This is a genomic window from Virgibacillus profundi (assembly GCF_002287375.1).
Taxonomy (GTDB): domain Bacteria; phylum Bacillota; class Bacilli; order Bacillales; family Amphibacillaceae; genus Virgibacillus_K; species Virgibacillus_K profundi.
Map to the genome: position 1 here is coordinate 22,808 of NZ_NPOA01000020.1, position 12,598 is coordinate 35,405.

At 38.7% G+C, this 12,598-nt stretch carries 12 protein-coding genes; all 12 read right to left on the minus strand.

Annotated features, from left to right (window positions below; translation table 11 throughout):
* Nucleotides 1-116: 116 nt before the first annotated feature.
* The 12 genes from CIL05_RS20385 to uvrB all read right to left on the minus strand — a co-directional run bounded on the left by CIL05_RS20385 (nt 117) and on the right by uvrB (nt 12,207).
* Nucleotides 117-665: a glycerol-3-phosphate responsive antiterminator gene (locus CIL05_RS20385; RefSeq protein ID WP_095657378.1), complete on the minus strand. Its 549-nt coding sequence runs from the start codon at nt 663-665 to the stop codon at nt 117-119.
* The gene (locus CIL05_RS20390) at nt 662-1,198 is read right to left on the minus strand and encodes an acyltransferase (protein ID WP_095657379.1); all 537 of its coding nucleotides are present in this window, start codon (nt 1,196-1,198) and stop codon (nt 662-664) included. Before CIL05_RS20390 ends, CIL05_RS20385 begins: the two co-directional genes overlap by 4 nt.
* Before the next feature lie 3 nt (nt 1,199-1,201).
* A complete protein-coding gene (gene ppaX, locus CIL05_RS20395; RefSeq protein ID WP_095657380.1) occupies nt 1,202-1,840 on the minus strand; it encodes a pyrophosphatase PpaX in 639 nt (212 codons plus the stop codon).
* Nucleotides 1,812-2,774, minus strand: coding sequence for a nucleoside recognition domain-containing protein (locus CIL05_RS20400; RefSeq protein ID WP_095657381.1), 963 nt, complete (start codon nt 2,772-2,774; stop codon nt 1,812-1,814). Before CIL05_RS20400 ends, ppaX begins: the two co-directional genes overlap by 29 nt.
* 39 nt (nt 2,775-2,813) lie before the next feature.
* On the minus strand, nt 2,814-3,695 hold the full coding sequence (gene lgt, locus CIL05_RS20405; RefSeq protein ID WP_095657382.1) for a prolipoprotein diacylglyceryl transferase: 882 nt from the start codon (nt 3,693-3,695) through the stop codon (nt 2,814-2,816).
* 11 nt (nt 3,696-3,706) lie between these two features.
* Complete coding sequence (gene hprK, locus CIL05_RS20410) at nt 3,707-4,642, minus strand: HPr(Ser) kinase/phosphatase (protein ID WP_206207819.1); 936 nt, start codon at nt 4,640-4,642, stop codon at nt 3,707-3,709.
* Between the two features lie 315 nt (nt 4,643-4,957).
* On the minus strand, nt 4,958-5,317 hold the full coding sequence (locus CIL05_RS20415) for a phage holin family protein (protein ID WP_095657384.1): 360 nt from the start codon (nt 5,315-5,317) through the stop codon (nt 4,958-4,960).
* On the minus strand, nt 5,317-5,511 hold the full coding sequence (locus tag CIL05_RS20420) for a PspC domain-containing protein (RefSeq protein WP_095657385.1): 195 nt from the start codon (nt 5,509-5,511) through the stop codon (nt 5,317-5,319). The genes CIL05_RS20415 and CIL05_RS20420 overlap by 1 nt, the downstream gene beginning before the upstream one ends.
* Nucleotides 5,512-5,644: 133 nt before the next feature.
* A complete protein-coding gene (gene bshB2, locus CIL05_RS20425; RefSeq protein ID WP_095657386.1) occupies nt 5,645-6,307 on the minus strand; it encodes a bacillithiol biosynthesis deacetylase BshB2 in 663 nt (220 codons plus the stop codon).
* Nucleotides 6,308-6,730: 423 nt separating this feature from the next.
* Nucleotides 6,731-7,084 (minus strand): YojF family protein, encoded by a 354-nt coding sequence (locus CIL05_RS20430; RefSeq protein WP_095657387.1) that lies wholly within the window; start codon nt 7,082-7,084, stop codon nt 6,731-6,733.
* 250 nt (nt 7,085-7,334) lie between these two features.
* Nucleotides 7,335-10,217 carry an excinuclease ABC subunit UvrA gene (gene uvrA, locus CIL05_RS20435; protein WP_095657388.1) on the minus strand — a complete coding sequence of 961 codons (2,883 nt, stop codon included), beginning with the start codon at nt 10,215-10,217 and terminating at the stop codon, nt 7,335-7,337.
* Nucleotides 10,218-10,224: 7 nt separating this feature from the next.
* Nucleotides 10,225-12,207 (minus strand): excinuclease ABC subunit UvrB, encoded by a 1,983-nt coding sequence (gene uvrB / locus CIL05_RS20440; RefSeq protein ID WP_095657389.1) that lies wholly within the window; start codon nt 12,205-12,207, stop codon nt 10,225-10,227.
* Nucleotides 12,208-12,598: the final 391 nt, after the last annotated feature.

Here is a 12,598-nt window from a genome sequence, read left to right on the forward strand (position 1 = left end):
AATACCTCCTTCAAATGCTATATCTTATTTATTCTATAATCTCCACGGAACGTGCAACTGTAATCTCAATCTTTTAGAAAGAAAAAGACCACACCAATGTATGATCCCCACCTATCTTATTTAAAACTCCACAAGGCTCTATTTGAAGTTGATACTGCCACTGCTCCAGCGTTCATTGCTGCGTTAACCTCTTCTTCTTGCTTGATCAGCCCGCCTGCAATAACAGGCAGATTCGTTTCTGTACGAATATGTTCAACCATACTTGGCACTAAGCCAGGTAGTACCTCGACACAATCCGGCTGAAATCGTTTAATTAACTTTAGATTATGCTCAAGTGCTATACTGTCCAGTAAAAATATACGTTGGATTGCAAGCAGCTTGTGTTTTTTTGCCATACTGATCACATTACCTCTTGTCGAAAGGATACCATCAGGCTTTACTTCTCTGATCAAAAACTCCATACCATACTCGTCCGCTTTTAATCCTTGAATTAAATCAAAATGAATAAGTGCTTTTTTATTTGCCCGTTTTGTATAGTCCACAAGGCTTTTTAATTGGGAAAGCCGGGTTTCCAGAAATACGATAGACTCATTTGAAGTTTCCAATGCCCGTTCAAAATCCTTCATTTTTCGAATTGCCGGAAGTACCCCTGTTGGAATATTCAAGTTGATTCACCTTCTCTATTTGAAAAAGTACTTTCACGTTCTTCCATTTCTTCTTTTGTATAAATGATCTTCATTGGGTTACCACCAACAAAGGAACCAGCAGGAACATCCTTATGTACCAATGTACCTGCAGAAACAACTGCTTTATCTCCAATTGTCACACCGGGCAGTATGGTTGAATTGGCACCGATTAATACCTCATTTCCGATAATGACATCACCGATCCGGTATTCTTTTATTAAGTATTCATGTGCTAACATTGTTGTATTATAGCCGATTATACTATTTGTACCAATCGTTATTTTCTCCGGAAACATGACATCAGGCATAACCATTAATGCAAATGCACTCTGTTTTCCAACTTTCATGCGCAAAAATACACGATACAACCAATTTTTCATTCCTAAAAAAGGGGTATATCTGGCCAATTGAATAACCATAAAATTCTTCATAACTTTCCAGAATGATACTGTTTTATATATTTGCCATAATGAATTTGAGTTTTCCACCCGAAATCGTTCGGTTCTCCGCATCGCTTACACTCCTGTAATTTTCAGCAAATCACGCATATCTTCCAGCATATAGGTTGGATTATATTCCAGCAAAAATTCTTTCCCTCTTTGAGCCCAGGCAACGCCTGCTGTTTGAACACCAGCATTTTGCCCTGCTTCAATGTCATGAGAATTATCGCCAACCATTAAGGTCGTTTCCGCAGTAGCATTTAGCTCATTCATCGCCTTGATTACCGGTTCAGGATGTGGTTTTGTATGAACTACATCCTCATATTTTATTACCGTTTCAAAAAACTCATCCAACCCGGTTAGCGTTAATCCCATTTGTACAGCTTTCGTCATTTTCGTTGTAACAACACCAAGCTGAATATTATTATCCTTCAACTTTTTGATTGTTTCAGTTACATTTGGAAAGAGTTTCACGTAATCATCATGATTGGATAGATTATGTTCCCTGTATGTCTTAATCATCATTTCTGCCTGATTTGAATCAATCTTTTGAAATGTCTCAATTAGCGGAGGACCGTTAAATTCAATTATTTCTTCCATTGTATAGGTTAAATTATAATGCTTAAACGTATGATTAAATGATGCAATGATTAGCTCATTTGTATTTATAAGTGTTCCATCAAGATCAAAAAGTATTGTACGAATGCTGCTCATGAGTTAAATCCTTCCTTTTCTTCAAATCTTTCCTTTTCCAGATAAATGCCACAGTCATTGTTAGAATAACTGCCGTAACAAAACGGATCAGGAGCAATGGCCAAACCGGGATTCCCAAAGGTATGAAAATTAGTGTATCCTCAACAACGGCATGACAGGAAACAAGGAATAGTAATGCCAGATACATATCTTTTCTCGAAACCCCATCTTCTTTCACTGCCTGGATCATTAAGCCGGCTCCATAAGCAAGACCAATGGTTAAACCGGCCACAAGTGTCATGGATGTATTTCTTTCCATACCAAGCACTTTTGTAAATGGAGCGAATTTATTTGAAAAAGTATTTAGCCAGCCTTTTTCACGCAAAATTTGCATGACGACCATCAACGGGATAACAATTAATGCCAGCTGCGCTACTGCAACAACAGCAGTTTGTATCCCCTGAAGTGTAATTTCTCTCCAGCCGGTAAGTACCACATCGGATGCTGAAATAAATCCATAGCTTGCCTGCTCAGCTCCCCCGTTCCAAAGAAGATTGATCATAATCCCTGCTACTAAAGCCAGTGTGATACGAATTCCCGAAATCAACCACCAGCTCACACCAACACGGGATGCCACTGCTGATTCAATAAATAAATTATGGGAAAACGAGAGCATCATTGCCATGATAAATACTTCTTTAACAGTGAAATCAAAGGAAACGATGGCCGCAATTCCAGCATATAAATTTAAAGAATTTCCTAATACCAGTGGTACAGCCGCTTCACCTGATAAACCAAGCAACCCCATTACAGGAGTCAATAAATCTATGATCCAGGGCAGTACTGGCGTATACTGCAAAATTGTAACAAGCAATGTAATTGGAAAAATAACCTTACTTAACGTCCAGGTAACGCTAAGGCCCTGCTGCAGGCCACGATACATAATTCCTTTCAATCTGAATTCCCTCATTTCAAGTAGTACTGCGAAGGCCAATTATTTTTTCTTATTGGATTTTTTTCCTTGTTTCTTCTTTTTATTTTTATTCTTTTTAGATGCTTCAATATGGTCGTATTTAACTGTATTCCCTTTTGTACGACGATAAATAATGAGAATAATTGAACCAACAATAAGCAGGATGGAAATCAATTGTGCTGCACGGAGATCTCCAACCACATATAAACTATCTGTACGCATTCCTTCAATAAAGAAGCGTCCAATTGAATATGTAATTGCATAACTCAGGAAGATTTCTCCACGTAATGGATTATATTTTCTTAATACAATCAGCAATATAAACACGAGAATATTCCAAACGGATTCATACAAAAATGTCGGATGGTACATTACGCCATCAATCGTCATCTGGTTCATAATAAAATCAGGCAAATACTGATGAAAACTATTGTAGGCTGATTCTGAAATCGCCCCACCATGTGCTTCCTGATTTATAAAATTGCCCCAGCGCCCAATGGCCTGCCCCAAAATAAGACTTGGGGCAACGATATCTGCCAGTAACCAGAAGGAAATGTTTTGCACCCGTGCATAAACAATGGCTGTCAGTACACCACCGATCACCGCACCGTGAATCGCAATGCCTCCCTCCCAGATTGCAAATATATCTGTCCAGGGGCCATCTGCATAGCGTTCCCATTCAAAAACAACATAATAAATCCTTGCACATATAATGGCAATAGGAATAGCGAATACAATAAAATCAATCATTAAATCTTTTTTCAAACCAAGACGTTCTGTTTCTCTTGTTGCCAAATATAATCCTAAAAAGGCGCCTATAGCAATAATAACACCATACCAGTAAATAGTTAATGGACCAAGTTCAATAAATACCCGATCGATTGGAGGTGCACTATAAATCATAAGATTCACTCCTATTCCATATCATCTTTTTCCTGATCTATCATTGTAGTTAACCTATCTGAAAACTCTTCTGCGGCATTTACACCCATTCGTTTTAATCGGAAGTTCATTGCAGCAACCTCGATAATGACAGCAAGGTTTCTTCCGGGACGTACCGGAATGATTGATTTCGGCACATGTACATCCATTATTTTCATCGTATCTTCATCAAGACCCAGACGATCATATTGCTTCTTGTTATCCCATAATTCCAGATTCATAATCATGGAAATCTTTTTATAGCTACGAACTGATCCGGCACCAAAGAGTGTCATCACATTAATTATACCGAGTCCGCGAATCTCCAGTAAATGTTCGATAAGTGGTGGTGAATTTCCAATTAATGTATCATAATCCTCCTGGCGAATTTCCACACTATCATCAGCAACAAGCCGATGGCCACGCTTTACCAATTCCAATGCTGTCTCACTTTTACCAACACCACTTTGCCCTGTGATAAGAACACCAACGCCATAAATATCGACTAATACACCATGGATAGCCGTAAATGGTGCATACTTTGCTTCAAGGAAATTCGTTAATCTGCTGATTACCCGGGTTGTTTTCCTAGGTGAGCGGAGAATAGGCACCCCTGATTGATTCGCAGCTTCAATCATGACTTCCGGTATATCCATTCCTCTTGACACAACGATCCCCGGGGTAATATCTGTACATAATTGCTCAACACGAATCCTTTGTTGTTCCTCAGTAAGATCCAAAAAATAAGCCATCTCAGTTTTGCCGATTAATTGCAGACGTTCTTTCGGATAATATTTAAAGTAACCAGTCATTTCAATACCAGGACGGGAAATGTCACTCGTAATAATTTCTCTATGTATTCCATCTTTGCCTGCAACCAGTGTTAGATTAAAATTGTCCAATAAATCCTTTGTTCGAACCAATGCCATCATGTAACCTCCCATACCATAATAACTGCTTTTTATTGTAGCATATTTCTAAAGGTAATACGCACTGTCAAGATTTTTCTGATAAATGATTATTAGAAAACTTGGCACTCGTCAGCCTTTGGGCGATGCCTTAGTTCAACGAAAAAGTCTTTTTTCGTCTGCGATGTATTGCTCGCGTAGCTTTCCTTTGTGCACTTATGCAAATCTTTACGGTGGGGCGAGTAATCGGAGCCCCAGAAAGGAATATGGATATATTTCCTTTATTGCCTAAAAAAGTTATACTATCAGTGCAAAAGAAAAACGCAGGCATTACACCTACGAATTCATTGAGTCTTTGACCAAGCTGTTTAAAATTAAATTTATTATCGAAATAATAACTGCAGCAATGACTGCTGTGCCAAATCCTTCAATCACGAAGGATGCGCCCATTAAAAGCTGTGCTACCATTAATGTAATTGCATTGATCACAAATAGGAACAAGCCAAGACTTATTACAGTGATGGGCAATGTAAAAATAATTAAAATCGGTTTAAGTATGACATTTAAAATCGATAAAATAAAGCTTGCCAAAAGTGCTGTTCCGAAACCTTCGAGATGGAATGAATCAAATAATTGTGCTACTGCAATCAGTGCAACTGCGTTTAGAAAGATGGAGACAAACCAGCGTAGCAGCATTAACGTATCTCTCTTTCACTTGGAACAATGAAAATGGCAATCAGATAGACAAATGCAAACGTAAATGCACTCATAAATAACGAAACCAGAAAAGCTAAACGAAGAATTGTTACATCCACATTAAAGTATTCAGCCAGTCCACCAAGTATTCCTGCGAACATCCTTTGGGAATTTGATCTGTATAATTTTTTCATAGGATTGTATCCTCCCCATTTAATTTTTTTAAAAAAACTTTTTGGTAAGCACGCTATTTATATATACGCTCTATGAAAGTAAAATGATTCATATTTATTATAAATATCCTCTTACATGTCTATAGCAAGTGCATTAGTCGTTAAATTGCCAGATATAGAATTGTTCTGTTGTGAATCTCTTTTTTGCCAGTTCATTAATATCGTCGTCATCTTTTTTAAATTGTCCCAGAATTCCGGAAGCCTGCGATGCATGGGACATAATTGCTTCCATTTTTGTCTCAAAGTATTCGGATATATCATTTGTTACATCCGGTTCCCCGAGTATCTCATGATAATTATTTGTAATTGCCTGTGCCCAAACTACTGGTCGATCCTCTGCATCCATCAGCCTTACCGCTTCAATTGCAGCCGCTCCTAGTGCATTATGATCCGGATGTACCGCATGTTCAGGGTAATGTGTAATTACAAGACTTGGTTTAATTTCTTCTAAAATACCTTTTAAATGTGCAGCGACTTCTCCTCTGTCCTCATATTCAATTGTTTTATCCCGGTATCCAAGTAATTGCAGGTCAACATCCAGAATATTACATGCTTGAATTAACTCTTCTTTCCTAATTTCCGGCAAGGTCTCCCGATTTGCAAAGGTGGGTGAACCCATATTCCTGCCCATTTCACCCAATGTTCCACATAAATAGGTGACTGGAACTCCCTCTTTACGATATTTAGTCATTGTACCAGCAGCACCAAAGGATTCATCATCCGGATGTGGGTAAATAACAACAACATGCTTTTCCATTGATAACACCTGTCTCTCATCTTAAATTTGGTATTTTTTTATAAGGATAGGACTGCTCACTTGTCCCATCGAAAAATTATTGTTTTTGGTGCTTTAGATATAAAGTACGACGTAAGATAGAAATTCAGAAATGCACTGTGTGGACTTTAGAGCTTGAAGAAAACTGGTGCAAACGGTCGAATAAAACATCCTTCTATGCCCGTACGGCTGGAAATCTAGAGCAAGTGGGCACATAACATCTCTTTATGTGCCTATACTGTTGGAAAACCTAGGCAATCGGACACATAACTCCTCTTTTTGTACCCGTACTGTTGGAAAACCAGGGTAATTGGGCATATAACTCCTCTTTTTGTGTCCGAACGTCGTACTTTACATCAACTGCGAATATTAAAAAGCAGAAAACTTACGAATAGAGTCGTAAATTTAATAATTAAAAGGGGTTTCACTTAGTTGAAGGGAAACCATCAGACGGCCTTCTCTATCATGACCAGCAAGTAACAATTTTGTTTCTTCATGCATCACCCAATCGGTTAAACCTTCCGCATAGATCCAACCCATTTCCAACTTCAATCCAACACGGTATTTTTTTCCATCACCAACAATTTTCGCTTGGTTAAATGATACTTTGGCATTTCGGATATATGCACCAACATTATATGCTTTCTCATTAATATGACTCGCATACGCACCATTCGTTGTTTCCAAATGGACGTAAATTTCTTTATTAGTAAAACGACCCAAAATTTTCTGTACGTTTTCAATTTCAATCGGCTTCATTAGCTTTCCTCCCAATTACACTTCTCTTCTTAAGCTTATATAAAGGCATGGATTGCGTCAAAAGTTTAGACTTTGAATATCAAAAAAATCAATCGGTTATTTTAAAATCAATGGGTGTTGTAGCTTGTTTTGGGTGAAGAATCTGTTATGTGAGGTCTTTCTAAGCCAATACTGGCTGGTAACAGTGGAGAAAGAACTGTCCAATAGAAATCTAAAAAAGGCAACAAGCCATAGCCTGCTGCCCCCCCAATTAATTTCCTCCGGATCCAACTTTCTCTTTTTCAGCTATTGAATCTTCCGTTCGTTTTCGATCACGCTCTAATATAGGTTTCAAATAATGGCCGGTGTAGGATACTTGTTCTTCCGCAATCTTTTCAGGTGTCCCTGTTGCGATAATTTGTCCGCCTCTGTCTCCACCTTCTGGACCAAGATCGATAATATGATCAGCTGTTTTAATTACATCCAAATTATGTTCGATAATTAATACAGTATCTCCATTATCAACCAGGCGTTGTAAAACTTTTAATAATCGTCTAATATCATCCGTATGCAATCCTGTAGTTGGTTCATCTAAAATATAAAATGATTTACCATTGGAACGTTTATGCAATTCACTGGCAAGTTTCACACGCTGTGCTTCCCCGCCTGATAAAGTTGTTGCAGGCTGGCCAAGCTTAACATAACCAAGTCCTACATCAAATATCGTTTGCAGTTTTCGCTTGATTTTAGGAATAGGTGCCAGAAACTCCAACGCTTCTTCAATTCGCATATCCAGAATATCTGCAATGCTTTTTCCTTTATATTTCACTTCCAATGTTTCACGATTATACCTCTTCCCATGACAAATCTCACATGGGACATATACATCCGGCAGGAAATGCATTTCTATTTTTATAATCCCGTCTCCACGACAAGCTTCACAACGTCCGCCTTTCACATTAAAGCTGAAACGGCCTTTTTTATAGCCACGCACTTTTGCTTCATTTGTCTGGGCAAAAACATCGCGGATATCATCGAACACCCCGGTATATGTTGCCGGGTTTGACCGTGGTGTCCGGCCGATTGGCGATTGATCAATATCAATTACTTTATCTATATAGTCTAAACCTTTTACTTTCTTATGCTTACCTGGCTTGTATTTCCCACGATACAGTCCTTTTGCTAATGATTTATATAAAGTCTCATTGACTAACGTACTTTTTCCTGAGCCTGATACGCCTGTCACTACAGTCATCAAACCAATCGGAAACTTTGCAGTAACGTTTTTCAAGTTGTTTTCCACTGCTCCAACAACTTCAATCTTGCGTTTATCTGCTTTTCGGCGCTTCATTGGCAATGGAATATATTCGTTGCCTGATAAATATTTTCCTGTTAATGAATGCTTATCTTTCATAACCTTTTCAGGGGTACCACTTGCAACTATTTCGCCACCATGCTCCCCTGCTCCCGGGCCAATATCAATCAACCAATCTGCTGCCAGCATGGTATCTTCGTCATGTTCTACAACAATTAATGTATTGTCCAGGTCACGCATTCGTTTCAATGTATCTATAAGTCGGTTGTTGTCCCGTTGATGCAATCCGATGGACGGTTCATCAAGTACATAGAGTACACCTGTTAATGCAGAGCCAATCTGTGTTGCCAGACGGATCCGCTGCGCTTCCCCACCGGAAAGCGTTCCTGCAGCACGTGATAAAGTTAAATAATCAAGCCCGACATTATTTAAAAAATCAAGGCGATTGGAAATTTCCTTTAAAATCATTTGCGCAATTTTTGCTTCTTTTTCAGTTAAATCCAGGTTACTAAAATGATCCATAGCCTCGACAATTGAAAAGTCTGTAACATGACTAATATGCAGGCCATTTATCAATACAGCCAATGCTTCCTCTTTCAGGCGGTAACCTTTACATTTTGGACAATTTTTGATTGCCATGTACTTTCCCAGAGATTCGCGAATAAAATCGGACGAAGTTTCCCTGTGACGTCTCGCAACATTATTCATTACACCTTCAAACTTTATCTGACTGTCACGGACATTGCCAAAATCATTCACAAAGTAGAAGTGAATTTTTTCCTTTCCACTTCCATATAAAATTTTATCCATTTTGTCTTCAGGTATTTTCTTAACAGGGATATCCATATCAATACCATAATGATCACATACACTTTTTAATAACTGTGGATAATATTGTGAGCTGATTGGCTCCCATGCTGCAATTGCATGCTCATTCAGTGTTCTATCCCAATCAGGTATAACGAGATCAATATCTACTTCCAGATTTGTTCCTAAACCATCACAGCTTGTACATGCTCCAAAAGGACTGTTGAATGAAAATAGACGCGGCTCCAGTTCACCAATGGAAAAGCCACAAATTGGACATGCATGCTTTTCACTAAACGTAAGCTCTTCCTCTCCAATAATATCGACTATTATTTTTCCTTCACCAAGGCCTAATGCGGTTTCGATCGAATCACTTAAGCGACTGGCAACTCCTTCTTTCACAACAACCCGATCGACAACTACCTCGATCGAATGCTTTTTGTTTTTCTCAAGCTGAATATCATCCGTAACTTCACGCATTTCTTTATCCACACGAATCCGGACATACCCTTCCTGCTTCAGTTTTTCAAAAACCTTTATATGTTCCCCTTTTCTGCCTGATATAACAGGTGCCATGATTTGCATTTTTGTACGTTCAGGGTATTCCAAAATCCTGTCGACCATCTGTTGAACCGTCTGTGAGCTAATTTCAACTCCATGTTTTGGACAGGTTGGACGACCGACACGTGCATATAGCAACCTTAAATAATCATAGATTTCAGTAACTGTTCCCACGGTTGATCTAGGGTTCTTACTTGTCGTTTTTTGATCAATTGAGATTGCTGGTGACAGACCCTCAATTGCGTCTACATCCGGCTTATCCATCTGACCTAAAAATTGTCTGGCATATGCGGAAAGGGATTCAACATAACGGCGTTGACCTTCTGCATAAATCGTATCGAATGCGAGTGATGATTTTCCGGAACCGGATAAGCCGGTCATAACAACCAGCTTATTTTTTGGAATTGTCACATCGACATCTTTTAAATTATGTGCTCTTGCTCCTTGAATTTGAATTGACTTACTAGGCATATATGATTCACCTTCCCGCTTTTAGTTCAAGTATAATATCCCGAAGCTCAGCTGCTTTTTCGAAATTAAGTGCTTTAGCTGCCTGCTTCATTTCATTTTCCATTTGTTCTATTACTTTATCTTTCTCTTTTCCTTTTAAATTGGCCAGGCTCTTCGTTTTTTCTTCATACTCTTCCTGATCCTCTGCCGCAACAGTTGCCTGAATCACGTTGCGAACATCTTTCTTAATGGTTGTCGGTGTTATATTATGCTTCTCATTATATGCCATTTGTATTTCACGGCGTCGATTTGTTTCATCAATCGCTACTTGCATCGAGTTTGTAATTCGATCTGCATACATAATAACCTGCCCATTCTCATTACGGGCAGCTCTACCCATCGTTTGAATTAATGAACGCTCCGAACGCAGGAAACCCTCTTTATCAGCATCTAATATGGTAACCAATGAAACTTCCGGAATATCAAGTCCTTCCCTTAAAAGGTTTATTCCAATCAGTACATCATATTTTCCAACTCGTAAATCACGAATCACTTCAATCCGTTCCAATGTTTTAATTTCTGAGTGCAAATAAGCAACTTTCATTCCAAGCTCTTTCAAATAATCGGTTAGATCCTCTGACATTTTCTTTGTTAATGTCGTTACAAGCACACGTTCATTTTTTTCGGTTCGCTTATTTATTTCGCCAATTAAATCATCAATTTGACCATCTATTGGCCGCACATCAATTTCAGGATCGAGCAAACCTGTTGGTCTGATAATTTGTTCTGTCATTTGAGGAGAATGCTCCAGCTCATACGGACCAGGGGTGGCAGATACATATACGAGCTGTTTCGTTTTTTCCTCAAATTCCTCAAATCGCAATGGGCGATTATCCATAGCTGATGGAAGTCGGAACCCATGATCTACCAATACTTGTTTCCTTGCCTGGTCACCATTAAACATTCCCCTGATTTGCGGAAGTGTAGCATGTGACTCATCCACGATAATTAAAAAGTCCTCAGGCAAGTAATCAAATAATGTATATGGCGTTGCTCCTGCATCCCTTAATGTTAAATGTCTGGAATAGTTTTCAATTCCTGAACAAAAGCCCATTTCTTCCATCATTTCAATATCATAGTTTGTTCGTTGCTCTAATCGTTGCGCTTCCAATAATTTATTATCAGCTCGTAAATCCTTCAAACGTTCCTCCAGCTCTTTCTCAATGTTAACAATTGCTTTCTTTAACTTTTCTTCACGGGTAACATAGTGGGATGCCGGGAAAATAGTTACATGCTCACGGTCCCCAATAATTTCTCCTGTTAATGCATCCACTTCACGAATCCTGTCAATCTCATCCCCAAAAAACTCAAAACGGATACACCGCTCTTCTCTGGATGCAGGAATAACCTCTACAGAGTCACCCCTCACACGAAAAGTACCACGCTGAAATTCAATATCATTTCGTGCATATTGGATCGTAACAAGGTCACGCAATAACTGATCACGATCTTTTTCCATTCCCATACGAAGTGAAAGCATCTGACTTCCATATTCCTCCGGCGAACCCAGTCCATAAATACAGGAAACACTTGCAACGACTAAGACATCACTGCGTTCAAATAATGACGATGTTGCTGAATGTCGTAATTTATCAATTTCATCATTGATGCTTGCATCTTTTTCAATAAATGTATCAGAGGATGGGACATATGCTTCCGGTTGATAATAATCATAAAAACTAACAAAATATTCCACTGCATTATTCGGAAAATATTCTTTAAACTCACTGTATAATTGTCCTGCTAAAGTTTTATTATGAGCGATCACCAATGTTGGCCGATTAATTTCTTTGACTACATTGGACATCGTAAATGTTTTCCCGGTTCCTGTTGCACCAAGCAATGTTTGATGTCTCTGGCCGGCCAGGATCTTTTCTATTATCTCATTAATTGCCTTTGGCTGGTCTCCGGCAGGTTCATAGCGTGAAACCAATTCAAATTTATTTTTCAAAAGACAGCCCTCCGTTCTTCTCTCTTTCACTATTTTACCATATATAATAATATATTTTAACATATACTCGAACAAATATTCGATAATTATGCATTCCATATTAAAAGACTTCATCTGATTAGCATTGTTTCTATATATGAGCAAACTTATAATCAAAAAAATGAAATAGATTTTCTAAAGGTTGGGACTGCACACTGCTCGTCCCCCGAAGTGATTTGGGACTGCGATTACTCGCCCCACCGAAGTGATTTGCTGTTTTGTCATAAAAGATATAGACTGCGAAGTAACTTTTAATGATAATATGTGCTAAATCTACCGCTACGGAAACACATTTCGCTTTCCGCGGGCGGCTGGTGAGCCTCCTCGTGCTACTCGTCTTTAGGGGTCTCAC

What these genes read in the sequence shown, in the direction of transcription:
- uvrA (WP_095657388.1), bottom strand. Translation starts at nt 10,217, where the DNA reads ATGCCTAGTAAGTCAATTCAAATTCAAGGAGCAAGAGCACATAATTTA.
- lgt (WP_095657382.1), bottom strand. Translation starts at nt 3,695, where the DNA reads ATGATTTATAGTGCACCTCCAATCGATCGGGTATTTATTGAACTTGGT.
- ppaX (WP_095657380.1), bottom strand. Translation starts at nt 1,840, where the DNA reads ATGAGCAGCATTCGTACAATACTTTTTGATCTTGATGGAACACTTATA.
- CIL05_RS20390 (WP_095657379.1), bottom strand. Translation starts at nt 1,198, where the DNA reads ATGCGGAGAACCGAACGATTTCGGGTGGAAAACTCAAATTCATTATGG.
- hprK (WP_206207819.1), bottom strand. Translation starts at nt 4,642, where the DNA reads ATGGCATTGGTTCGAACAAAGGATTTATTGGACAATTTTAATCTAACA.
- CIL05_RS20420 (WP_095657385.1), bottom strand. Translation starts at nt 5,511, where the DNA reads ATGAAAAAATTATACAGATCAAATTCCCAAAGGATGTTCGCAGGAATA.
- CIL05_RS20430 (WP_095657387.1), bottom strand. Translation starts at nt 7,084, where the DNA reads ATGAAGCCGATTGAAATTGAAAACGTACAGAAAATTTTGGGTCGTTTT.
- CIL05_RS20415 (WP_095657384.1), bottom strand. Translation starts at nt 5,317, where the DNA reads ATGCTGCTACGCTGGTTTGTCTCCATCTTTCTAAACGCAGTTGCACTG.
- bshB2 (WP_095657386.1), bottom strand. Translation starts at nt 6,307, where the DNA reads ATGGAAAAGCATGTTGTTGTTATTTACCCACATCCGGATGATGAATCC.